Source organism: Desulfatibacillum aliphaticivorans DSM 15576, assembly GCF_000429905.1.
Lineage (GTDB): Bacteria > Desulfobacterota > Desulfobacteria > Desulfobacterales > Desulfatibacillaceae > Desulfatibacillum > Desulfatibacillum aliphaticivorans.
This window is the reverse complement of the sequence record NZ_AUCT01000023.1, coordinates 90,940-113,081: the sequence shown is the minus strand read 5'-3', so window position 1 is coordinate 113,081 and position 22,142 is coordinate 90,940. Positions and strand designations below refer to the sequence as shown.

The following is a 22,142-nucleotide window of genomic DNA, read 5'->3' as shown; positions in this document are numbered from 1 at the left end:
GAAATTTAAGGAGGACAGCCATGCTGGTAAGTGAAACCGTAAAAAAAATTCTGGAATCACCCGACAGGACCAACGTGCTTGCCACCGCCAACGCCAAAGGCAAGGTTAATGCCGCCACTTTCGGCTCCCCCATGCTGGTGGACGGCAACAAGATACGCATGATGCTGGGGGATAACCGGACCTACGACAATTTATGCCAGAACCCTTCGGCCGCCCTTTTCATATCCATGCACGGCAAGACGGGCATGCAAATGGAAGGCTGCCGCCTGTACTTAAAGGTGCTGGACATGGAGGACGAAGGTCCGGAATTTGATGGAGTAAAAAGTGAAATTAAAAAGCGCATCGGCGATGCAGCCGAGATGCTCAAGCATTTGATCAAATTTGAAGTTACGGAAACCCGGCCCATCGTGGATTTCGGACAGGGCGTCTGATCCATGGAGATTGGCGAAAACACCGAGGTCACCCTCCAGTTTTCCATCAAGGACCAGAACGGCGAAGTTTTGAATGATATCTATGAATACACGCCGTACCGGTTTGCATTCGGCGAGGCCTCCAAAGACCTGTACCCCGGCTTGGAAAAAGGGGTGAAAGGCATGGCGCCGGGCCAGACCCGCATGTTTACGGTTCCGGCCAAAAGCGCCTTTGGCGAACGCGATAAGTCCCTGGTGGAAAGGATCCGGTCTGACGAATTGCCCAAAGGCTCCGTGGCCGTGGGCAATTTGGTCAGGAAACTATCGGAAACCGGCAAAGCCTCCAAACCCTATACGGTCACGGGATTTATCGGCGACTGGGTGTACCTGGACCAGAACCATCCCTGGGCGGGCAAGGATTTGTATTACACGGTCCGCATCATGGCCGTGGCGCCGGTCCCGGAAAAGGAGGACAAGGTCACCCCCTTACGGCAGTAACCCCATTATCCCCCGGAAAGGAAGACAAGTTCATGCCCCAGGAAAACCTGCTGGCGGAAGTCAAGGACCACGTGGGCGTCCTGACCTTCAACCGCCCGGAAAAGGGCAACTCCCTCACCCCGGAAATGCTCATTCGCGTGCACACGACCTTGGAGGAATGGGCTAAAGGCTCGGACGTGCGATGCGTGCTATTTACCGGAGGCCAGGGCAAATCCTTTTGCTCCGGATACGACATCTCCGCCATTCCCACCAGCGTCTCCAAGGAAGAGGAGTCCCTGCTTAAGGAAAACAATCCCGTGGAGCTGGCGTTTCGGACGATTAAGAACTTTCCCTATCCCACCCTGGCGGCCTGGAACGGATACTGCTTCGGCGCGGCCCTCAACCTTTCCGTGTGCTGCGACATGCGGGTGTCTGTGGACGATACGAAGTTCGGCATGCCTCCGGCCAAGTTGGGCGTGGTCTATCATGCGGAAGGCCTGCAGCAGTTTGTGGAAGCCCTGGGCATGAGCGTCACCAGAGAGTTGTTCATGACCGCCGCGACGTACAGGGCCCTGGAGGCCAAGGAGATGGGCGTGGTCAGCCGCTTATATCCCCGGGAGATATTTCATGGCGAAGTTGCAAAGCTGGCCCAATCCATTGCAGGCAACGCACCCATTGCCTTAAAAAACAATAAGGCTGTTTTAAACATGCTTGCCGGCGGTGTTGTTTTGACTTCCGAGGAAAAGGCCCTGGCCGAACAGCTTCAGGCCGAAGGCTTCGCCAGCGAGGACTTGAAGGAAGGGCAGGCGGCGTTCCTGGAAAAGCGCAAGCCCGTGTTCAAAGGAAGATAATTTGATATAGGAGATATATGTCCCATCCCCCCAAAAAAAATCCTGTTTCCGCAATTCTGGGAACCCGGTACCCCATTATGTTGGGCGCCATGCGATTGATCACCCACGCCAAACTGGCGGCCGCGGTTTCCAACGCCGGAGGCTTCGGCCTGATCGCTGCGTCCGGTATGGACGTGGAAACCCTGTGCAACGTGCTGGGCGCGGCCCAAACCCTGACGGACAAGCCCCTTGGCATCAACGTGCCTATTTACAGGCCCAATGCGCCGGAGCTTATCGAAGCGGCGGCGGAAATGGGCGTAAAAACCATCAACACATCGGGCGGAAATCCTGCCAAGATCATCAGGGTGGTGAAAGATAACGGGCTTAAGATCGTGCACAAGGTATCCTCCCTGACCATGGCCCTGAAGGCTCAGGACGCCGGAGTGGACGCCGTCACCGCCATGGGCTTTGAGGCCGGAGGCCACGTGGGCCGGGAGCACGTGACCACCCTGTGCCTGGTTCCTCAGCTTGTGGATCACCTGAATATTCCGGTCATCGCAGCGGGCGGCATTGCGGACGCCAGAGGCGCGGCCGCAGCTTTCGCCCTGGGCGCTTTGGGCGTGGAAATGGGCACCCGGTTTGCAGCCTGCACCGAAAGCGAGGCCCCGTTGTTTTACAAAGAAAGCCTGGCCGGTGCGGACTGCGAAGCCACCCAGATCATGGGCAAGAAAGCCATGCCCATCAGGGTGTTGAAAAACGCGGCGACTAACCGGATTGTGGGCGCGGAAAATCAAGAGGAAGACCCGTCGGGAGCGAAGCCCGACCAGCCTATTTACGTGATGAGCGGAGGGGACGCTCACACCGCCGTCATGCCGTGCGGCCAGACAGCCGGGCTAATCAGCGGGGAAAAAAGCGTTGGGGAGATCATTGAGGATATTACAGAGGGAATTCGGCGAATCGCCGGAAAAATGGAGGACGATTTTTTTCTTTAGCCTGGGATAGGTAGGGGGAATTTGGGGAAAGCCCGGTTTTAAATGGCATAAATATGCTTTCCAATCGGGGGCGGTTTTTCTCGAAAAAATAAAAATTGTACACTTGTTGAGTCTTGTCCTGATTTTTAAACTATGTTATACCGGGTACGGCTTCAGGCAAATCCATAGGCAGCCGGCGTTGAATCAAGGGTCAACCAAAGCGGCGAAACCCCGCAGTTCTTAATCAGGATTTGTTCAAAAGCCTTCTGATGGAGTATAAACAGGGGGGGCTACATGGGGATGTTAGCGACTTCATCACAAAGAGCCGATCATTCAAAGATCAACCAACTGCGCGGTTTGGTTTTTTTCGGGCCCTGATAGTATTGCTATTGAAAAAAGCGCGGTTGTAAGGCAGCCCTTCCTTTTATTGAATTCCCGAATAATTTCAGCAAGCGTCCCATGCGTTCGGACCGGCCTTGGGTTTGTGCGTTCGGACTTGGTTTTTGCATCAACAGCGGGTGGAGCAAGAGTGGACTGGCCTTTTACCATTCTCAATATCACTGGTCTTGTAAAAAGAAGCTCAACCGAATCTCTATGCCTGCAAGCCGGCTTTTGGGGCGGTTTTCCATCCGGCTTAAAGGCGCCGGTGCGGGGTTTTTTCGCCTGCAAACCGGTTTTTTTTTCATCAGGCGAGAAATCGCAATAACTGGCCCAGTTCGGGGCGATCACCATAAAGCATTGCGACAAGGCGGGCAATCGGCCGCCGGTTGTATTTCGTTCAGCAAATATAAAGGAGAAGGACAACATGGAGTGGTCTAATAAATGGGCTCCCAGGTTCAATGAAATCCTGCCGGCCGGGCTCCTGATCATTTTTGGAGTCGCGGTGATGACGGCTGTGCTGGTTTATTCCATCTGCAGCATGCAAGTCAGGCAGGCGGAGACGGGGCTCAATTTCGCCGTTCAAAATGCTGCGGAAAGAATTTCGGACTGGATAGAAGGACACCTGGGCGAGCTAGGGCTTGTGGCGGCCGACCAAACCTTTATCGCGCTTTCCGAGGGCGGCGATCCAAACGAGCAGGCGGTCCAGGAAGTCTCCAACTCGCTGCAGGCGGTCACCAAGGATATCAAAGAGTACCGGGCGGCCATGTTGCTGAACAAGGCCGGGGAAATCGTAGCCGCCGGGGATGACAAAACGGACATGACCGTCAATCTGGCCGGCGACCAGGATTTTCAAAAAGCGTTGGAAGGCAAGCCGGTGGTATCCAACGTTTTCCAGAGCGGACGCTACCCGGTTTTTTACCTCATGCAGCCCGTGTATAAAGAGAGGGACAAGCGGGGCAAGGTGGATCAAACCCCGGAAAACACCGTGGGCGTTCTGGCCGTCACCGTGGATATGAACAAGCTGGTCAAACGCTTTATCAAGGGCTTACGCTCCGGCGAGGAGGGGCAGGCCTATATGATCAACTCCACGGGCCTGGTGATCGGCTCCACAGAAAAAGACGCAATCCTGGAAGTCAATGTCAATGACCTGGGCTACGGCTCCCTTTTTTTAGCGGACAGAAACGGCCTCACGGCTTTTGCGGCTAATGAGGCCCCCATGGCTGCAGCCTTTCACACCGTGGGAGACTGGGGCTGGAAGCTGGTTGTGGAGCAAAACTCCGACGATTTGTATGAAAGAGCCCAGGGCACCCGCAGGGACATTCTCCTGGCGGGCGTTGTGCTGGCCGTGTTTCTGTTTTTCGCCGTCTGGTACATCATCAACAAAGAAGCGTCCGTGGAGTGCATGGCCAACATCCATAAAAGCATGATCTACGTGGAAAAGATCGCCCTGATCATTCTTTTGTTCACCATGATCTTCATGCAGTTCGGACAGGTTATAGCCAGAAACATCTTCCAGACCGGCATCATGTGGGTGGATGAGGTGCTGCGGGTGGAGGTGCTTTGGGTGGCCTTTCTGGGGGCGGGCCTTGCCGCGGAATATAACAGGCATATCAAGATTGACGTGCTTTCCCATCTCTTGGGGGACAGCAAGGCCAGCAAAACCCTGGACGTTTTCGCACAGGTTTTCGCCCTGATCGCCTGCGCATTGTTGTTCAACGCCGCAGTGACTTATATAGAATCGGAAGCCAAATATCCCGCCTTCACCCTGGTGGACACGGACTTCCTGAAAGTTCCCGACCATTTCTTTCGCTTGGTCATTCCCTATTTCTTCCTGGTAATGAGCGTCCGGTGCATTATCAATATTCGGCGTATTATCCTGGGCGGCTATACCAGAACCATTGAACCCTGATTAAAGGGGCATAGGGAAGCTGAGGAGCGGTTGAACGCAATCATGAGCACGTTTGAAATGGATACATTGAATCTGATAAGCGGGGAATTATGGTACAAATTCTAACCATCTTTTTAGTCGTGGTTTTTATCGCAGCCATTCTTGTCGGGGCGCCTTTGTTCACCATCATCGGCGGCGCTGCGGTGGTTTTGTTCATGCTGGTGGCCCACGAAAGCACGGCGGCCATTATCATTGAAATGGGCCGCCTTGCCAACGCCCCAGGCATCATAGCCATTCCATTGTTTATTTTCGCCGGGTATATGTTTGCGGAAAGCAAGGCCTCCAACCGGCTTATCCGCATGTCCAACGCCCTTATGGGATGGGTGCCCGGCGGTCTGGCTGCGGTGACGGTTATCGTGTCCTCGGTGTTTACGGCTCTCACCGGCGCCTCGGGCATCACCATCATCGCCTGCGGCGGCATCCTGTTGCCCGCTTTGATCAAGGACGGCTTTGACCGGGATTTCTCCCTGGGCATCGTAACGGCTTCGGGAAGCTCAGGCGTGCTTTTCGCCCCCAGCCTTCCCATCATCATTTACGGCATGATCGCCCAGGTGGACATCACGGAATTGTTCATCGCCACCGCCATTCCCGGCCTGCTCATCGTCTTTTTCCTGGCCGGCTACGGCATTATGTACGGCGCCAGGAAGAACATTCCCACCACCAGGTTTTCCTTTAAAAAGATTCTGGAAAGCGTATGGGAGACCAAGTGGGAAATTCCTCTGCCCTTTGTGGTGATCGGCGGCATTTACGGCGGGTTTATCACACCGGGCGAGGCCGCCTCGGCAGCGGTGGTTTGCGCCCTGTTTTCCGAGGTGATTATCTACCGCGAGATTTCCTGGAAGCATCTGTTGAAAATCGCCGTAGACTCCATGATCACCGTAGGCGCCCTGCTGGCCGTGTTGGGCACGGCGTTGGGTTTCACCAACTTTTTGGTGGACCAGGAAGTGCCCCAAAGGATCATGCAATGGGTGCAGGTGATCATCCACAGCAAGATCGCCTTTCTGGTGGCCTTGAACGCCTTCCTGCTGGTGGTGGGATGCGTCATGGACATCTTTTCCGCCATCGTGGTCGTCGTGCCCCTCATCGCTCCGGTGGCGGCCAAGTTCGGCGTCGACCCCATCCATCTGGGCGTCATCTTCCTGGCCAACCTGGAGTTGGGATACCTGACCCCGCCTGTTGGAATTAACCTGTTCATTGCTTCATTACGGTTTGACGTTTCCGTAATGCGTCTGTATAGGGTGGTATTGCCCTTCCTGCTAGTATTGTTGATTGCCCTCATCGCAATCAGTTACTTCCCGCAATTGAGCCTCTTCCTGGGCGACTTGTTGGGACATAAGACGGAAATGCTGACAATTTAATATTGCTTGGATCACAATAGGGACTTTTTAAAGAGGAGAATATAGGCATGAAAATCACAAGGCTTAAAGGGTTCAAACTTTTGTTGACCATCGTTCTGGCGCTGGCCATGATGACCGGCTCCGGATGCGTCAAAACCGCCGTTAAAACCGGAGTGCACCTGTCCGCCGTGCCTGTCATGGACTTGATGATGGAATCGCTTTTGGACTCCCCCAGCTCCACGCTCCTCAAAGACGGCATGGCCAGCAACGTGCTGCTGGTTACGGCCCTGGCCGAAATGGACCCGGAAAATCAGGGCCTTCTCTCCAAGACCTGTTTTCTTTATACCTCTTACGGCATGATGGTGGAGGACGAGGATCCCGCTTACGCTGTCGAGCTTTACTCCATCGCCAAGGAATATGGCATGCGCTCCCTTATGACCGACAAAAAGTTCGCCAAGGGGCTGGAGGAAGGCAAAAAAATTCCTGAATTGACGCCTCTTCTCGGCAAAAAATACATGGAAGCCCTGTGCTGGACCGGTCTGGCCTACGGCCTGTATCTCATGCAGAACATGGACGATCCCATGGCGCTCATGGATATGCCCGACTGCGTCGCCATGGTGCAAAGGTCCATGGAACTGGACGAGAAATATATGTTCGGCGTGGGCAAAGCCTTTATGGGCGGCTACTACGCCATGCTGCCCGAGTTCCTGGGCCTGGGCGGCGGGCCTGACGCTTCCGCGGCCATGTTCGAGGAAGCCAGGGCAATTTCCGGCGGCAAGTTCCTGTTGGTGGACGTGTTCGAAGCCAGGTTCCTTTCCACTTACGTGGACGACCGGGATCGCTTTGAAAGCCTGCTGAACAGCGTACTGGAAGCCGATTCCTCCGCTCTATCCGGCGGAGAGGGCTTGAACGACCTGGCCAAGGTCAAAGCCAAGTACTACCTCTCCATTGAGGATAGTCTGTTTTAATGGATATCCTTACGCCGTAAATCCGAACCAACCCGGTGCGCATGGTCTGAACCAGGCAAATGGCCATGCGCACCGCTCGGCATTCAGAAATGTTTTCAAAAAAGGCCTCTTTCCCAAGGATCAGGCCTTTTTTGATTTGCATCGAATAGGTCCAACCTTCAATAATCGCAACGGGTGAGTGTATGCAATCCAACGAATCAATCATCAATGACATCATCGCCCTGGAACTGGAAATGTTTCTGGCCGTAAATGCCAAGGAGCCGGCTGCGTGCCAGGATAACCCGGAGCGATTCAAAGATATGCGCAAAGCCCAGTTTTGGCCCTGGTCAAAAGAAACCCTGGAATCCTACCTGCAGGATTTGAAGGACGCCGTCCGGGCGGGCAAAAATCTGTTTACCCTGAAATACGCGCGCATGGATAACCTGATCCCCCGGCTAAACCTCAATCCGGCCGTGTCCGGCATTGCAGAGGCCCAACTGCTATGGCAGCGCATGCTGGCTGAGGAATATCCCAAAACCGTAGGCCGGGGCCGGTCCCTGGAAGACGGGGATGAGAAGTTGGGAGGCGGCTCTTTTTTAGTGTATGCTACATCTGAGCTGGAAACCTATTCGGACCGCACCTTGGACTTGCTGGGGCAGGATGTTTTAAGGCATTTTGAAGCAAAGACGAATATGTCCAGGATCGTGTACGAGAAAATGGTTTCGGACCTGGGATACGCTTCCCTGGACGAAGCCGAAGCCCTCGCCCGATAAATATATTGGGGGCGGATTTACGTTTGCCGTTTGAAAATTGGCGGGACCTGCGTCACAAGAGAAAAAAAAGGGTGCTTTTTTGTTGGGTTTCGCAAGCTCTACCCAACCTACATCGCGGCAAGCAGAGCCGTAGGTTGGGTTACGAAGTCCGGCCATGGCGCTTCAAGCTGGCAATAATGCAACTGGACTTCAAACCCAACGTAAATAAGAAATTAGGCGTCTTTTCGTTCCTTTAATTTCCTGGCAACGTGAAGCAAAAAATGCATCCCGGCGGAGTGAGGCGAAACATGGAAACCGCGAACAAGCTGGAAAGGTTCCGATGCGTCATGGGGCAGGGCGATCATAAGGCCTTTTTGATCATCGCTCTGGCCGCGCCTGTGTATTTCGTCCTGTTTTCCCTGTTAAGAAGCTATGTGGAAATCGCCTTGATGGGAAACTATCCCATGTTCTCCTATTACCGCGGGCTGCATCACGTCTTATGGAACGCCACGGCGGCCCTTGTTTTGATCATGACTTTGCAGGCCTTCACCCGCACTGAGCCGAGAAAGCTCATGGGCATGCTTTTCGGCGTGACTTTCATGACCTTGCCCCTGCTGCATTCTTTGGCCTCCGGCGCTCCCCTGGAGCTCACTTATCTACAGGGCGGAGTTAAAACCATATTGCGCGACATAGCCACATGCTGCTTGTACAATCCGAAAAATCGCCCTTTGAGCCTGGAGATGTTATTGCTCACGGCAGGCATCGGGGCGCTCTGCTGGTTGATCACCGGCAGCAAGCTCAAGGGGCTGGGGGCTTTTTTTGCGTCTTACCTGACGGGAACGTTAACCGCAGTCCACTGGATCGGCCTTTCCTCCCGGCCCGAGGCGTTGATCAAGGTGCATACGGAGCTGAGCATCCATCCATTTCAGGCCGTGGTTTACTCCATGGGCGCCATGGGAGCGGCCCTGTACGCAGCGTATAAGCAGGGCCTTTTTCAGCAGGATTCCCAGGCCTGGAAGCGGTCTTTCGGTTGGGGCGCCGCCGCATGGGTTATAGGCTCGGCTACCATTCTTGCTGCTGGATGGCGCCAGTTCCTATTTGACTCCATAGCCGCCGGGCTGCCCCTGTTTTTATCCGCGGCAATTATCGTGCGGCTGCAGCAGGAAGGATGGAAAACCAGGGCGAACATCGTTTCCATATGCCTGCTCACGCTGTTTTTGTTTTTTCAAGTTTTGGTAATGGGGCCCATGTATCTGGGGGTGCAGGAAAGCCTGACCGGCCCCGGCGCCGTCCAGTGGATTATTGCGCCCGTAACCGGGTGAGCTTTTAGGGATCAACTATGCCGCCAGTCAAAGCGTATCTTCAATTGTTCCGGCCCGACGCCGCGCTTATTTCGTTCGCCACCTATCTGGTGGGGGCGGTGCTGGCCAACGGTCTGGACCTGATGGATGTGGCGGCCGCCTTTTTGATCACGGGATTTTCCACCAATTTTTGCTATAGTTTTAACTCCTGGGCCGACTGGGAAACGGACGCCGTCAACAAGCCCCACAGGCCCATTCCTTCGGGTAAGCTGACGCCCAGGCAGGCGTTGAATTACAGCATGTTTCTGCTGGCTGCGTCGCTGGTGTATCCTTTTTTTCTGGTGAGGCCCGGCTGGATATTGGGCGCCTATCTGCTGCTGCCCTTGCTTGGAGTGTCATACTCCGGCAAGCCATTCTCCCTTAAGTTAAGGCCTCCTGCCTCCGTGTTCGCCGTGAGCGGCGGGCTAGTCATTCCTATCATTGTGGGCTATTACTCCAATGTGCAAGGCGCCGCTCCCGACCTCCGGGCCTTTTTCCTGGCCCTTTTCGTTTATTGCCTGGCCATTATTCCCCTCAAGGATATTGAAGACGAGCGCGGCGACGGAGACTGGAACCTGTACGCCAAATACGGCGCCCGGCTGCCTTATTACGCCCTGGCCGGCCTGTTGATCGACGCAGCGCTCCTGTTGGCCTTGCCGGCGCCGCCTCTTTTGAAGGCCGGGCTGCTTCTGCTGTTTCTTCTTACAGGGCTGATGATCCGGTGGCACCTGGCGCGGCCGGACCAGATGGGCTTTTTATACCGGAGAAACATCCATATTGTAGAGGCGGGAGGAGCCTTGTTTTTGGGCTGGCAGGTGTTATACAACCAAGGCGTCATCAGCCTGAGTTTAATGGGAGGCCTCCCATGACCCCCCACAGCAATGGAACTGCTCCTGCGTCTGGGCGGAAGACGGCGGAAGGCTTGTCCATAATTGGGCGATTCAATGCCTGGCGGTTGAAAAACCTGATTGCAATCAATGCTTTCGCGCCGATCTTTTTCGTGCTGGTTGTGGGCGCAAGAATATATATTGAAACCGAATTGTTGGCGCCGTCCCCCTACTTTTCGTACTACACCCTGTGCCACCATATGCTTTGGTTCGCTGGGACCTTTTTAAGTTTGATGCTGGTGATTCATTTCATCATCAAAACGCCCATCAAGGATTTGTTCATCCTATGCTACGGCTCGGTTTTGGTATTCATCCCCGTATTATATTTGCTCTTGACCGGACAAAAAGTCGCCTTGACTTACTTGCGGGGCGGATTTTGGGAAATCCTGAAGCACGCCCTCTCCTTTGTCTGGACCTGGGAGGCGGATCGGGCTTTAAGCATTGAGCTTGTATTTATTTTCGTCGGGATAACCGGCCTGGCCTGGCTGGTAGCCAGAAGGCCGGGAAAGGCTTTGTTGACCAGCGTCGCCTCGTATTCCGTCCTGATGCTGTGGGCGGTGCATTGGGTGGGCAAGACGCCCCACAAATACGCAGTGTTTTCCATCAACACCTGGATGGTTTCCAATTGCCTTATCGCCGTGGTTTTGCTTCATGTGTTCTCATTTCTGGTTGTAATAACCATATGGCGGGCGGGGTTATTTCAAAATGCGAAAAAGGCTTGGACGGCGGCTTTTATGGCGGGGGCGGCTGCCTGGATAGCTTTCTCCCTGATCATGAAAATAACGCAATGGTTCGTGCTTCCTTTTGATATAGCAGCCTCGGGCCTGATCGTTTTTACGGACGTTGTCATATTGACCGCCCTTTATAAAGGGTTGAAAAATAACATCTCCCGCCTTGCTTTGGCTGTACTGATAGGGCTGTTTTTTGTCCAGGCTGCTGTGATGGGGCCATTGCTGATTCGTGCGGAGGAGGGCCTGATTACCCATGGAGAGCTGCAAAATAAGGCAAAGAGGCTTGAGGCGGTCTTACCTGATGCTTAAGAATGGGATTCATGGGAAAAAATATCCCATTTTTACCTTTAATTGGCAGGATTAGGTTTGACATTGTCAAGTCATCCTGATATAAGGGAAATAATTACCCATGCCTGCACTCAGGCTCAGTGGGGGGGGCTGAACAACCCGTCATTATTGACTTTTCCAGTTTGAAATCATAGGGCGCGCATATCGCCGAACAATAATCATCCGGTATAAAACGGATCAGAACCCGGCCATTGATGCCCGGTTCCTTCGATATTCGCGTATTTTGAAAAATTTACCGCCAGTGGAGGAAATGACGTGCAGACGGAAAGACAACCAACAGACCAGGAACAGGAAGGCAGCGCCGGAAAGGTCGCCTGGTCCCTCTTGGCCGTTTTTCTGATTGTTTTTCCCCTCATCGCCATAGGCCGCATTATGGTGGCCACGGACGATGAGTTGGCGGACATCCGCGCTCAGGCGGTTGCGGAGATGGAGATAGACCACCGCAACCTGGCGGTCACCTACGTTTCGTCCTTCGGGTGGAACGAAAGCATGACCAACAGGGCCTACAGCCTGAATTACGACGTGGCCGTTTTGAAGATCAACGCCAGGGTGGCCCTGCAGGACATTGAAGGCGACCGCATCGCCGCCTTTAACTACACGGGATTCTGGGGGGTTTCCGACGGATGGGATTTCTATGTCGACGCCCATACTTTCGGCGATACGACGGGTGTCGGCGATGACGGCATAATGATCATGAACGGAATTCGGGTGGAGCTGGCATACGACGATATAGACAGCGTGGACCGGCGCTTTTTGTTTTTCCGGTTCGGCACGGACGATCAAACCGGCCGCTTTAACGTACAAAATCACATGAGGTATATCAGCTTTGACGGCATCCTGGACAACAACCTGGAGTCAACGCTCAGCTGGCCGGATAACGATACGGAGCCCTACATGCGGATGAACTACCATCGCCAGACCCTGGCCGCCAGTCTGCCCTTTGAGACGGGGCTTGGGAAGCAGGCGCTGTCTGCGGTTAACTACATGGACTTCGGCAATGAAAACGGCAGCTCCGGCCCTACGGACTTTTATATTTCCATCGCCGACACAATCACGGCAGTACGCGGCACAGCGGTCATTACCAACGACGGCCGGGCTTTGGGGCCGTGGAATATGGCCAGGAATTCCATTCCCGGAAGGGGGCTCTGGATGCACTTCCAGAGGGGCTTTGTCAGTGCGGAAGTTGATACCAGCACTTGGTAGCAATTTTCCAAAAAAGCAAAACCTGCAAAGGGTGACCACAGATGATCAAATGGCTGGGCGCAAGCATCGTTGCAATGCTCATGGTAATCGTCCTGATCAGCCAGGAACCGGCTGACGCGGGCATGGCGCCCGTGGGGGATGAGGATCTTGCCGAGATCACTGCGCAAACGGGCATCAATCTGTACGGCTCCCTAAAAGCCACCGCCGGCAACCTGATTATCGCCAGTACGGCGGGCGGACTGAAACTGGGCGGCTGGCGCCTCAACAACGCCACCACTTCCACGGCGGATCCCGCAAGCACCACCGACGGCTCCATTTCCTTCAGCCAATGGGGGCCTTTTTCCATCAATGTAGGCTATAGGAACGCTACGGCGGGAAAAAGAGCAGTGCTTCGCATCGGCCTGGACGCCCGTGTGAATAACGACGCTCCCACCTGGGTCTTTAAGAATATCCAGATGTGGCAGGATGAAGACTGGAGCAGCTACAGCGGAGAGCCCTATTACCTGGACTCCGATGGAAACGGCACTTTTGAGGACTGCCAGCGGGATAATCCCTCGGGCCAATTTTGGAATTACAACTGGGCCGCCTCAAACCCTCTGACCGATTTGAAGGAAGGGGTCTACGCGGGGGGGCACAACAACTATTCAGCGGGAAATCATACGGAAGCCGGCTGGATAGACATCGGCGGCCTGTATCTCACCACCATTCATTTGTGGCAGACCTACATCGACATTTTCAACGATGGCCAGACCTCATCCTCCCAGATTCAGGGGTACGGCAGGTTTTTCGGGACTGTGGAAAGAGTCACCATCCAATGGGGGCAGACCTATCTGGACGGCGCCGCGGTCATAGACAACCTGACTTTCAGCCGGCTGCCCGTTTCCACCGGCGGAACCACTGATAACTACATGATCCTGGGAAATGAGACCGGAGGCGACCCCTTGGTATGGGACCAGACCTCCAACTTCCGCGATTCCACCGGAACCATCACCATGAACAACATGCGCATCTGGTTCCCTTTTGAAGGTTCTTTAACCTGGGATAATTTTGCATTCAGAGACCTCAGCTACACCCGTAGCAACGGCACGGTGGACGCCAGCGGATACCTGAACCTGGGCGCTTTGGAAGTAAACCATCTGCGCGGCACCATCACCATTGACTTTCCTCAACAGGAAAACCCGGACGCCTACGACGGCGGCTGGTGGAACTACTAAGTTCTTTCCCACTAGGCCATTCCCATAATATTTTAAGCCATAAGCCAACTTGTTTTGCCCCTATGCTTTTCACGGGGTAACTCCACGCCGGACATTCGAGTAATTTGCTCTTTCTTGTAATCCTCTCCCTGCAATTATTTCACAATGCCCCTGGGCCCCGTTTCCGGGAATGCAGAGATAGGGGACATCCGTATCGCAACGGTTTTGTTCCATGAGATATTGGACTGCCGGGGAGATGGTTTCATGCCCCCGGAAATCTCTTTCGGCCTTGGCGCCGCCGCTCACCTCCAATGCCTGCCATCCCAGCCGGCGCCGGCGCGTCCCAAACCACCTGTTTGGGAAGATGGAACAGAACAGGCCCTTTGTCCGTGACAAAGGGCCTGTGTATTTATTTTACGTTGACTGTTTTCGCGGCTGCGGATTACCAGTTGTAGCGCAATCCCATGGAGATGAACATACCCGTGGTCTGCTGGTAATAATTCAAGTTCGCGTAGGGGTTATAAATCAAAGCGGTCAATTCACGGGTGTTCAGGTTTCGGCTAATGCCCCCGTTATCGTAGTCCATTTCAATGTCTTCCGCCATAATAAGGCCTATGCCCATATCGAGAGTGGCGTTTCGGGTGATTTTCAGGCCGAATCCTCCCGACAGAATTTTCATGTCGGGAAGGACCATCATGGCGTCCCTGTATTCCTCCCTGACGGAAGTGGGGCGATCCTCGTAACCCAGGCGAAGATCCAGCCACGGGGTGGCTGCGAATTCCAGGCCGAAGCAGGCGTGAAGGGTGTCTATCATGTGGCGTTCAAACACAATGGTGCGGCTTCCGTACTGATAGCCCAAAAGCTGCGCCAGCTTTAAAACCTGGAGGTCGTAGTCGAATTCAAAGACGTTGCTTTCCATGGTGGACCACTGGGTCCACTGGAGATCGGCGGTGAGCTTGAGCCTTTTGAAAGGCCTGATCATGATGCCGCCCTGAATATGGCGTGGCTGGATCATTTCCACCGAACCGCGACCCGATTGATAAGCCAGTCCGCCTTCCGTGGGCAATCCCAGGGACTCGGTGAAGATGCGGATCAGATCGTTGGCAACCAGCCAGTCCATCATGTTTTGAAATTTTTGGGAGTATTCCAGGGTGAAATGTCCGGAAAGCTCCTGTTTGACCTCGCTCTGATAGCACAAGCCGAACGAGAACCAGTCTTTAGGCTCCCATAGCATGCCTACGTTGAAACCCGGGGAGAAGTTGTCTTCCAGGCGTTCGGCGTGCATGGCGCCCATATCGTCAAAGGCGTACATGCCGCCGCCGAAAAGCGGAAGCGGTATCAGGCCCAGAAACAGGGACTCATCTATGTCTGCCGTAAGCTCGCCCAGGGTGCCTGTCAGGGCCACCATGTCGTTGGGGGCGCGCATTTGCATCCTGATCCCCATGGAAGAAAACCCAAGGCCGATGGATGCGCCCAAAGCAAGCGTGTCATTGACCTGGTACGCAATGCCCGGGCCGATGACCACCCGGGATAAATGCATCATTTGGGCGCCGTAGGTGGCGGGGCCGGCCGGGTTTTCCATACCGACGGCCATGGGCGCATACATGGCCACCCCCACCGCCCATTTTTTACCTACAGGGTGATAGCCCATTCCGGTGTAGGGGGCGAAGCTGACGTTGGACACAGGCCCGTTAAGGGGAAGGCTGATGACCATGCCTTCCGAGGTGCTGCTGCTTCCGGCCACCGGGTCGTCGCCTTGTCCGAAAAAAGCGGTGTAGGAGTCAGGCTTGCTCCATTGCTGTGAGACATTAAAGTTGGGAAGCATGGCGCCCAACTCAAGTTCTTTACCCCGAAGCTTAATCAAGCCCGCCGGGTTGTAATGGATGGAAAACACTCCCGGAGGGCTGGCAGTGACTGCGTTTCCCAAGGAAATGCCCCTGGTGCAGATGGCGAATTGCTCGGCCACGGAGGCAAAGGCCGGCGGGGCTGATAAAACAAGTAAAAGCCATCCCGTCATGATAGCCAATAAAGCCTGGAGCTTTATTAATTTGCAGGATTTAATAGATGCAGGCCGCAAAAATATTGTCATTTCCTCACCGGATCAAACAAATTGACTTTAGCAGACAAATTTAAAGTAACGCGTCTTTTAAAAGTCTACAGTGAAAATTCAAATGGTATACTTGCGTTGATGGAGTAGCTTTCTATACCGATCAACCCGTAGCCAAGGCCCACGGAAAGAGTCGTCTTGGGAGACAATCTCCAGCCGGTGGAAATGCTGAATGAAGCAGTGCTAGAGTCGTCACCCTCGTAGACTCTGGCATCATAGCCGTACAAAGACCGAAGCCGGAACTCGGCGCTGGATGTATGGCTGGCGTTAAACCTGAACGTAAGCGACGTCGTGTAGGATAAGGAAAAGCCAATCCCGAAGGCGTAGCTGATTGTATGGCCTGGCCGGACTTCTTCCAGTACCATTACCGTCGTGTAGCCGTCCGAGCGCTTCTGATCCAGTCCCGTAACCCGGGCGGAATAGCCCCCGGTAACGGCGCCGAAAACAATGACAGGGTCCAGGAGTTTGCTGAAGCTGGCGCCCACGCTGAATGAATGAGCCCCGTCGCCTGTGGACATTTCGTTGTCAGGATCAATTTTGTAGGGGCTTCTGCCCGTAGGCGCCACATAACCGAAAGACATCAGGATGGCGGGCCACTTGGCCGTCTCTTGCTTCGCCTGGTACGAAAGCCCAAAAGACATGTCCCCCAAATCGGAAATGCTTTGATCCTCGCCCGATACCTGATATTTATAAATAAAAGGAATGGACGCGCTCAGGGAAACCTTATCCATAAGGCCGTAGCCCACGCCGATGGAGTTGATCAGGCTGTAATAGCTTTCCCGCTCAATATCCACGTACTGATAGGCCAGGCCGTCCGCGGTCTCCGTGGCGACGCGGTCGTAGGATGAATGACTGTAGGCCAGGCTGTACCGCATTTCAATGGTGCGGCTTTTCAAAAGCACAAATTCAGCCGTGTCCTCTTCCGTCGCTCTCAAAACCTCTTCGGTTTTTCTGCGTTCCGAGGCCTCCTCCTTGGTGGGCATCAGCGCTTTTCTGGCGTTGGCTTCCCGTTTATAGAGGTCCAGTTCATCTTCCAGGCTGTCAAGACGCTCCTGCAAGGTCCTGAACGCTTCCACCTGCGAACCCGCGGCTTGGCCTTCTGAGTCAGCCGCCAAAACAGGAAGGGCGCCAAGGCTCAGAACCATTCCCAAAATAACCGTGATTAAAATAAGATGGCGTGGCAAGAAAAATCTCCTTTCCAAATGATATAAGGCGCACTACCGCCCTGGAGGGGCCGCCACTAATTTGGTTGCAACAAGCCGGAAGTCAGCTAGTTGGTCACCACTGTCGCCGTACCGCTGTCTGAATTAGAACTTTCGTTGGAAACCCGTATTTCAAAACGCGTACTTGCGGAGGAGCTGGTGGACGCATCCGGGGAGGAAAATAGCACATGGCCGGGAGCAACCCGGTAAGTGATCTTGTTGATCGCCATGCCTGTCACGTAATCCGCCTCGAATTGCGAAGCAAGAATGGAGGGTTGTGGGGTAGTAAACGCCATAATTTGGCGAGCCATCTCATTGTCTATAAAACGGAGGTCGTTTTCGGTTAATTCCAATGCATGGAAGCGGCGATTGCCGGCGTTTCCAACGCCGTCTACATAAAGACCGCCGTTGGCGCCGTCTTCTCCATTGCCGTAGCCGTTTCCATTGCCATAGCCGTTACCATTGCCATAGCCATTGCCGTTTCCAAAGCCGTTTCCGTTTCCGAACCCATCCCCGTTACCAAACCCCTCGCTGTTGCTGTACCCGTTTTTATTCCCTAATGGGTCGCTGTTTCCCAAACCGTTTCCATTTCCAAATCCGTCGCCGTTTCCAAAGCCGTTTCCGTTACCATGGGAATTGGGTTCCAAGGCTCCATCCAGACTATTTCCCTGAATGCCTCCATAGTAAAGGCCTAATGCGTTGATTTCCTCCGGCGAGGATGGAATTTTTGATCGGTTGTTTGCAGGGCCGGAACCCGCCCCGTTGCCGTATCCGTTTCCGTATCCGTTGCCATAGCCGTTGCCATAGCCGTTTCCGTATCCGTTTCCGTTGCCATAGCCGTTTCCGTTGCCATAGCCGTTTCCGTTGCCATAGCCGTTTCCGTTGCCATAGCCGTTACCGTTGCCATAGCCGTTACCGTTTCCGTATCCGTTTCCATTGCCGTATCCGTTGCCCGAACCTGGTGCAGCGGCGTATACGGCGGCCTTTCTTCCGCCTGGAGTTCGATAGGAATTGGAGGTTTTAGGCAATACGACAAAGATGACGTTCTTATACCATAATCGTTCAAAGGTAGCCAGAGGGAAACTGATGTTGCCCATGGATGGATCCGCAATCATTACGTGTCCGTTATAAATGCCTTTGACAACCACGAAATGCAGATAGCCGAATAGGTCGATGGATACGATATATGGAATTTTGAGTTTTTTTGCGTCGTCTATTTCAGCTTTGTATCCATGGGCTTCATACCCGAGGATTTCCACCAGGCTCTTCATGTCCAGCAAGGAAAAAGCCCGGCTCTGAGATATGCGCTCCACGTCTCCGTAAGTCAGCAGTCCGTTGATAATGTGGGGTTCGGTGAGATTTTCGCCCAGGTAGTAGTTGAGCAGAGTGGTCAGGGCTGCGGAGCCGCAGCTGTAGTCGTACATCTGGCGCACAATGTTGTGGTATCGGTGTTCCGACAAGGCGGGCAAAGACGTCCGGGGAGCAATAGGCTGCTGCAGGCCGGTCTGAACCATGTAAGTCCCCTGAGGAAGAGGCTGAGGTTCATAAAATCCGGTCAGCATAGCTACGCCGATTAAAAAGCCTGCCAGAACGTGCATGATTTAATCGCATCCCCGGCCGACTCCTTGAAGGAATCCGCCGTTTGATTATAGTTGGGGCCCTGGCCCTTGCGATTTCCGCAAATTTGCTGGATTCGCTGATTTATTCTATATTTCCAAGGCCGGAAATGCAGTTGCAAAAATGGATTTGCCTGCTGAAGCGCTCAATAAAACCGGCGCGGACGGCGTCTCACCTGGTCCGGATAAAAAAACTGCTGTGTTCTATGTACATGTCTCCAAAAACCCAACCGCCAAGCGAAGACCCCATGTCCTGCCCGTCGCCCAGTTTGATGGCGTCAAACGAAACCCTGCCAATGATGTCAGGCAGGCTGATGGCCATGTAGCTGAACTCGTTGCCGTAGCCTGTGTCAATAACCAGATTGTTTATGATCATCGGCCCGGCGGGGTCATTGCCGTCATTCATTTTCATTCCGGAGAAAGTCAGGTATCCTGGGTCTCCGGGTACGCCGTCTTCTGCGTAGCCGTCTTTGTCCTTCCAACAAAGATAGCCGTCCGTGACTTCCAGGCTGATGTCTATCCTTATGCCTATTTGCCCTGTGTGAGAGGCAAGGTCGGACTGATCCAATTCCTCCAGATTATTTTCCAATGCAAAAAAGCTCTCAAGGCCGGGGTCGCGCACGGGGGCTTCAACGGCGTCAGAATAGTCGCCGCGGATGTCCTGCTCCGGGCTTTGGGCCATGGCGCCGGGCAAAGCCAGGAGAATTGCGCAACAGGCTGCGAGGATGCTTTTTTTCATGAGTGCGTCTCCTAAAAACGCCATGGCCTAAGGAATCGGCTCGATGCGTATGGTGCTTCCGCCCATTTGAATACCTGTCATGGCAATGCTTCCGATGTTAAATCCAACGTCCGGGTCCTTGCCGATTTTAAAGGAGTTAAATCCCCATCCGGAGTCATCGTCTTCCGTAAGCGTGCCGATGCCCAGGATCAGATAGGAGCTTGTGCCGTCGCTTCCCACGTCTATGGTCCACCCGTCTCCGGTGACCGGAGTTCCGGCCGAACCGCCGTTGGCCCAAAAATCGCCCAGAGTGATGCACGCACGGTCATTGTAGCCCCCGGTGTCGTCGGGGAAGCCGTCATAGTCCATTAGAGACAGGTAGCCGGAAGTCGCTTCGAAAGCCACGTCAATGGTGATTCCCACTTGTCCCGTGACTTCGGACAGATCTTCATCCTCAAGGGCCGACATGCCGCAAAAACCCAATGGCGAAAATAACGCCATACAGGCAAAGGCTACTATGAATGCATATATTGTTTTTGCCATGGAAGCCTCCCGGGCTCTTTCGTCAGGCATTTATAGTTATTTACTTCAAACCATAATAAATTGTTAAAATAATGTTCCTAAATTTCGACTGAAAAATCAATGGGGCGATAGCAATATTGTATCCTTGGATAAATCAACGTCCCTGATTGATATACTGCCCAGGCTGTTTTCCCTGGCGTCTTCGATGTCTTTTCCTATGGAGATGTTTCCTACGGTGAACTCGCCCGATATTTTGGGGAGATTGATTATCAACACGGTTTTTCCCGCAGCGTTGGTGTCTGCATCGATGGTCAGCCCCTGAATCATCAAGGGGCCGTTGCCGCCTCCCCCATTAAGCCTGAGGTCGTCAAAAAGAAGGACGCCGTTATTGCTTGCGTCCCCGTTGAGCCCGTCCTGGTCGATCCAGGCGGTGTAGCCGTCCACCAACTTGATGGATCCGTCAACGGCTATCCCCACCTGGCCGGAAAGGCCGCCCAGTTCCTCGTCAAGCTCCACCATGTTGTCAAACGCAGAATGCCCGGCGAAAGCCAGGGCTGGAAATAGCAGGACGCAAAGGGCGATAATGAAAAAGCGGTATTTCATGGTTTTGGCTTCCCTCTTGCTCTCCTCTTTAAAGACTGCGGCTCTACCAAGACGGCGTCCGAAAATGGCTGTGGGGGAGGGCCGAAGCCCTCCCCACAGTTTTGATTTTTCCGGAGAACGCCTTGTCAGTGAGGCGTGACTCGAATCGTGCTGTTCTCCATATTCAGGTCCCCGATGAAAACCCGGCCCAAGGACCCGCCGGAGGCAACCTGGGAGCCTATGTAGATCTCCTGAATGCCCAGTTGGCCCTCGATGGTCGGCAGCCCCATCATCAGATAGGAGTCCCCGCTTCCATTGGTTCCCACATCCAGGGTTATGCCCGAGATGGTGATGGGCGCGCCGCCATCATCTATGGTAATCCCGTACAAGGTGAGGGAACCCGGGTTCTGGGAAACCGTTGTGCCGAAACCGTCATTATCGGTCCATGCCAGATACGAGTCCAGCAACTGCCACGTCAAGTCGATAGTGATGCCGGTCTGGCCTGTCACTTCGCCCATGGCTTCCTCCGTGAGGGAGTCCATGCGGGCGAAGACGGTCATCGGCAAAGTCAGCATCAACATGACTATGACAGCGAATCGAGTCATTCACTCCACTTCCTGCAATGCAAATTCAAACAGCGTGCACGGCGCCGCTAGTGCGGGTACACCGTACAGGTGGTGGGGGCGTAGTTGATGTTGCCCCAGGTGATTGCGCCAAGGGAATCTCCTGCCGTGGCCGAGCCGCCTATGCGCACCTCATCTATCTGCACGTCGCCTACGATTTCCGGAAGCCCGATGCACAAGGCCGGGCTCCCGCCGCCGTCGGTGCCTACGTCCAGAGTCAATCCGGTCACCACCATATTGCCGCCTGTCCCGGTTCCGGTTATGTCCAGACCGTATAGGGTCAGGGCGCCCTGGTTGGGGTAGGCGTCATCGTCGCCGTCTGAATCCGTGATTGCAACGTAGCTGTCGCTCAGGTGGGTTTCAAAATTAATGGTGATTCCCACCTGCCCGTGGATGACTCCCATGGAGTCCTCCGACATGCTTTCCATGCGGGCCTGGGCGGCAATCGGCGCCATTAATAAAACCACCACTATAATCGCCAGCGTTTTCATGCAAATCCTCCGTTCAGGCTGCAATGCATCCTAGTGAGGCATGATGGTGACGGTGCTGCCGCTCATGTTCAGGTCGGAAATGGTCAGGGAGCCCAGGCTGTTGCTCGTGGTGGCGGCGGTGGATCCGTCGGTGAGATAGATGTTGCCAACGGAGATGTCGCCCGTCATGGCGGGCAGGCCGATGACCAGAGAGGCGTCATCAGCGTCAATGGTCAGGCCGGTCATGGAGATAGCGTCGCCGCCGTCGTCAATAGTGATGGTGTTCAGTTCCAGGGCGCCTAAGGTTCCGGTGGCGGGCGTAGTGGTGTGGTAACCGTCGGCGTCGGTCCATTCCACCGCTCCGATGGTTGCCTTCAGGGTTTGGTCGATGGTGATGCCTACCTGACCAGTGACGTCGTTCAGGGAGCTTTCGTTCAACAGACCCATGTCCGCCAGAGCCATTCCGGGAACGAGCATCAGGATTGCCGCCAAAATAACTAATTTCTTCATGCCATACCTCCTTGGTAAAATAAAGTGTTGTGGTTTA

At 54.2% G+C, this 22,142-nt stretch carries 23 protein-coding genes; 13 read left to right on the top strand and 10 right to left on the bottom strand.

All coding sequences use genetic code 11. The annotated features are described in order from the left end of the window. Nucleotides 1–20 precede the first annotated feature (20 nt). The 4 genes from G491_RS0119440 to G491_RS0119425 are packed head-to-tail and all read left to right on the top strand — an operon-like array spanning nucleotide 21 to nucleotide 2,709. The gene (locus G491_RS0119440) at nucleotides 21–431 is read left to right on the top strand and encodes a hypothetical protein (protein ID WP_015946961.1); all 411 of its coding nucleotides are present in this window, start codon (nucleotides 21–23) and stop codon (nucleotides 429–431) included. 3 nt (nucleotides 432–434) lie between these two features. Further along, nucleotides 435–908, top strand: coding sequence for an FKBP-type peptidyl-prolyl cis-trans isomerase (locus G491_RS0119435; RefSeq protein WP_028315760.1), 474 nt, complete (start codon nucleotides 435–437; stop codon nucleotides 906–908). A 32-nt stretch (nucleotides 909–940) separates the two neighbouring features. Beyond that, on the top strand, nucleotides 941–1,738 hold the full coding sequence (locus G491_RS0119430; protein ID WP_028315759.1) for an enoyl-CoA hydratase/isomerase family protein: 798 nt from the start codon (nucleotides 941–943) through the stop codon (nucleotides 1,736–1,738). Between the two features lie 17 nt (nucleotides 1,739–1,755). Continuing rightward, nucleotides 1,756–2,709, top strand: a complete 954-nt coding sequence (locus G491_RS0119425; protein WP_015946958.1) for an NAD(P)H-dependent flavin oxidoreductase — start codon at nucleotides 1,756–1,758, stop codon at nucleotides 2,707–2,709. 312 nt (nucleotides 2,710–3,021) lie between these two features. Here the strand turns inward: G491_RS0119425 and G491_RS0119420 are convergent, their stop codons facing one another. Beyond that, on the bottom strand, nucleotides 3,022–3,495 hold the full coding sequence (locus tag G491_RS0119420; protein WP_028315757.1) for a hypothetical protein: 474 nt from the start codon (nucleotides 3,493–3,495) through the stop codon (nucleotides 3,022–3,024). On the opposite strand from G491_RS0119420, the gene G491_RS34245 reads away from it, so the two are divergent. The 9 genes from G491_RS34245 (at nucleotide 3,494) to G491_RS0119375 (ending at nucleotide 13,776) form a co-directional block, all read left to right on the top strand. Continuing rightward, on the top strand, nucleotides 3,494–4,978 hold the full coding sequence (locus G491_RS34245; protein WP_051327390.1) for a TRAP transporter small permease subunit: 1,485 nt from the start codon (nucleotides 3,494–3,496) through the stop codon (nucleotides 4,976–4,978). The genes G491_RS0119420 and G491_RS34245 overlap by 2 nt on opposite strands. Before the next feature lie 89 nt (nucleotides 4,979–5,067). Next, on the top strand, nucleotides 5,068–6,375 hold the full coding sequence (locus tag G491_RS0119410) for a TRAP transporter large permease (protein ID WP_015946956.1): 1,308 nt from the start codon (nucleotides 5,068–5,070) through the stop codon (nucleotides 6,373–6,375). A 47-nt stretch (nucleotides 6,376–6,422) separates the two neighbouring features. Continuing rightward, a complete protein-coding gene (locus tag G491_RS0119405; RefSeq protein WP_015946955.1) occupies nucleotides 6,423–7,322 on the top strand; it encodes a TRAP transporter TatT component family protein in 900 nt (299 codons plus the stop codon). Nucleotides 7,323–7,504: 182 nt separating this feature from the next. Beyond that, entirely contained in the window at nucleotides 7,505–8,074 is a 570-nt protein-coding gene (locus G491_RS31600; protein ID WP_051327389.1) for a DUF4125 family protein, read from the top strand. 287 nt (nucleotides 8,075–8,361) lie between these two features. Further along, nucleotides 8,362–9,375, top strand: a complete 1,014-nt coding sequence (locus G491_RS0119395; protein ID WP_028315756.1) for a hypothetical protein — start codon at nucleotides 8,362–8,364, stop codon at nucleotides 9,373–9,375. 17 nt (nucleotides 9,376–9,392) lie between these two features. Beyond that, on the top strand, nucleotides 9,393–10,262 hold the full coding sequence (locus G491_RS0119390) for a UbiA family prenyltransferase (protein WP_028315755.1): 870 nt from the start codon (nucleotides 9,393–9,395) through the stop codon (nucleotides 10,260–10,262). Then, on the top strand, nucleotides 10,259–11,320 hold the full coding sequence (locus G491_RS0119385; RefSeq protein ID WP_028315754.1) for a hypothetical protein: 1,062 nt from the start codon (nucleotides 10,259–10,261) through the stop codon (nucleotides 11,318–11,320). The genes G491_RS0119390 and G491_RS0119385 overlap by 4 nt, the downstream gene beginning before the upstream one ends. Nucleotides 11,321–11,614: 294 nt before the next feature. Continuing rightward, on the top strand, nucleotides 11,615–12,562 hold the full coding sequence (locus G491_RS0119380; protein WP_028315753.1) for a hypothetical protein: 948 nt from the start codon (nucleotides 11,615–11,617) through the stop codon (nucleotides 12,560–12,562). Nucleotides 12,563–12,603: 41 nt separating this feature from the next. Further along, the gene (locus tag G491_RS0119375) at nucleotides 12,604–13,776 is read left to right on the top strand and encodes a hypothetical protein (RefSeq protein WP_028315752.1); all 1,173 of its coding nucleotides are present in this window, start codon (nucleotides 12,604–12,606) and stop codon (nucleotides 13,774–13,776) included. Nucleotides 13,777–14,197: 421 nt separating this feature from the next. Here the strand turns inward: G491_RS0119375 and G491_RS0119370 are convergent, their stop codons facing one another. The 9 genes from G491_RS0119370 to G491_RS0119330 all read right to left on the bottom strand — a co-directional run bounded on the left by G491_RS0119370 (nucleotide 14,198) and on the right by G491_RS0119330 (nucleotide 22,105). After that, a complete protein-coding gene (locus tag G491_RS0119370; RefSeq protein WP_169829479.1) occupies nucleotides 14,198–15,772 on the bottom strand; it encodes an OmpP1/FadL family transporter in 1,575 nt (524 codons plus the stop codon). A 137-nt stretch (nucleotides 15,773–15,909) separates the two neighbouring features. Then, nucleotides 15,910–17,046, bottom strand: a complete 1,137-nt coding sequence (locus G491_RS0119365) for a transporter family protein (protein WP_015946946.1) — start codon at nucleotides 17,044–17,046, stop codon at nucleotides 15,910–15,912. An 86-nt stretch (nucleotides 17,047–17,132) separates the two neighbouring features. Continuing rightward, nucleotides 17,133–18,662 (bottom strand): C39 family peptidase, encoded by a 1,530-nt coding sequence (locus G491_RS34240; protein ID WP_051327388.1) that lies wholly within the window; start codon nucleotides 18,660–18,662, stop codon nucleotides 17,133–17,135. Between the two features lie 190 nt (nucleotides 18,663–18,852). Further along, nucleotides 18,853–19,419 (bottom strand): hypothetical protein, encoded by a 567-nt coding sequence (locus G491_RS31590; protein ID WP_035219530.1) that lies wholly within the window; start codon nucleotides 19,417–19,419, stop codon nucleotides 18,853–18,855. 27 nt (nucleotides 19,420–19,446) lie between these two features. Beyond that, nucleotides 19,447–19,941 (bottom strand): DUF6160 family protein, encoded by a 495-nt coding sequence (locus G491_RS0119350; protein ID WP_028315750.1) that lies wholly within the window; start codon nucleotides 19,939–19,941, stop codon nucleotides 19,447–19,449. A gap of 96 nt (nucleotides 19,942–20,037) precedes the next feature. Then, nucleotides 20,038–20,523, bottom strand: coding sequence for a hypothetical protein (locus G491_RS0119345; protein ID WP_028315749.1), 486 nt, complete (start codon nucleotides 20,521–20,523; stop codon nucleotides 20,038–20,040). 125 nt (nucleotides 20,524–20,648) lie between these two features. Continuing rightward, nucleotides 20,649–21,107 carry a DUF6160 family protein gene (locus G491_RS0119340; RefSeq protein ID WP_157468406.1) on the bottom strand — a complete coding sequence of 153 codons (459 nt, stop codon included), beginning with the start codon at nucleotides 21,105–21,107 and terminating at the stop codon, nucleotides 20,649–20,651. A gap of 47 nt (nucleotides 21,108–21,154) precedes the next feature. Then, on the bottom strand, nucleotides 21,155–21,616 hold the full coding sequence (locus G491_RS0119335; RefSeq protein ID WP_028315747.1) for a DUF6160 family protein: 462 nt from the start codon (nucleotides 21,614–21,616) through the stop codon (nucleotides 21,155–21,157). 30 nt (nucleotides 21,617–21,646) lie between these two features. Then, entirely contained in the window at nucleotides 21,647–22,105 is a 459-nt protein-coding gene (locus tag G491_RS0119330; protein ID WP_028315746.1) for a DUF6160 family protein, read from the bottom strand. Nucleotides 22,106–22,142: the final 37 nt, after the last annotated feature.

Bases quoted from the DNA above. Each gene is read 5' to 3' on its own strand.
- G491_RS0119440 (WP_015946961.1), top strand. From the start codon at position 21: ATGCTGGTAAGTGAAACCGTAAAAAAAATTCTGGAATCACCCGACAGG.
- G491_RS0119435 (WP_028315760.1), top strand. From the start codon at position 435: ATGGAGATTGGCGAAAACACCGAGGTCACCCTCCAGTTTTCCATCAAG.
- G491_RS0119430 (WP_028315759.1), top strand. From the start codon at position 941: ATGCCCCAGGAAAACCTGCTGGCGGAAGTCAAGGACCACGTGGGCGTC.
- G491_RS0119425 (WP_015946958.1), top strand. From the start codon at position 1,756: ATGTCCCATCCCCCCAAAAAAAATCCTGTTTCCGCAATTCTGGGAACC.
- G491_RS34245 (WP_051327390.1), top strand. From the start codon at position 3,494: ATGGAGTGGTCTAATAAATGGGCTCCCAGGTTCAATGAAATCCTGCCG.
- G491_RS0119420 (WP_028315757.1), bottom strand. From the start codon at position 3,495: ATGTTGTCCTTCTCCTTTATATTTGCTGAACGAAATACAACCGGCGGC.
- G491_RS0119410 (WP_015946956.1), top strand. From the start codon at position 5,068: ATGGTACAAATTCTAACCATCTTTTTAGTCGTGGTTTTTATCGCAGCC.
- G491_RS0119405 (WP_015946955.1), top strand. From the start codon at position 6,423: ATGAAAATCACAAGGCTTAAAGGGTTCAAACTTTTGTTGACCATCGTT.
- G491_RS31600 (WP_051327389.1), top strand. From the start codon at position 7,505: ATGCAATCCAACGAATCAATCATCAATGACATCATCGCCCTGGAACTG.
- G491_RS0119395 (WP_028315756.1), top strand. From the start codon at position 8,362: ATGGAAACCGCGAACAAGCTGGAAAGGTTCCGATGCGTCATGGGGCAG.
- G491_RS0119390 (WP_028315755.1), top strand. From the start codon at position 9,393: ATGCCGCCAGTCAAAGCGTATCTTCAATTGTTCCGGCCCGACGCCGCG.
- G491_RS0119385 (WP_028315754.1), top strand. From the start codon at position 10,259: ATGACCCCCCACAGCAATGGAACTGCTCCTGCGTCTGGGCGGAAGACG.
- G491_RS0119375 (WP_028315752.1), top strand. From the start codon at position 12,604: ATGATCAAATGGCTGGGCGCAAGCATCGTTGCAATGCTCATGGTAATC.
- G491_RS0119370 (WP_169829479.1), bottom strand. From the start codon at position 15,772: ATGACGGGATGGCTTTTACTTGTTTTATCAGCCCCGCCGGCCTTTGCC.
- G491_RS34240 (WP_051327388.1), bottom strand. From the start codon at position 18,662: ATGCACGTTCTGGCAGGCTTTTTAATCGGCGTAGCTATGCTGACCGGA.
- G491_RS31590 (WP_035219530.1), bottom strand. From the start codon at position 19,419: ATGAAAAAAAGCATCCTCGCAGCCTGTTGCGCAATTCTCCTGGCTTTG.
- G491_RS0119350 (WP_028315750.1), bottom strand. From the start codon at position 19,941: ATGGCAAAAACAATATATGCATTCATAGTAGCCTTTGCCTGTATGGCG.
- G491_RS0119345 (WP_028315749.1), bottom strand. From the start codon at position 20,523: ATGAAATACCGCTTTTTCATTATCGCCCTTTGCGTCCTGCTATTTCCA.
- G491_RS0119340 (WP_157468406.1), bottom strand. From the start codon at position 21,107: ATGACTCGATTCGCTGTCATAGTCATGTTGATGCTGACTTTGCCGATG.
- G491_RS0119335 (WP_028315747.1), bottom strand. From the start codon at position 21,616: ATGAAAACGCTGGCGATTATAGTGGTGGTTTTATTAATGGCGCCGATT.
- G491_RS0119330 (WP_028315746.1), bottom strand. From the start codon at position 22,105: ATGAAGAAATTAGTTATTTTGGCGGCAATCCTGATGCTCGTTCCCGGA.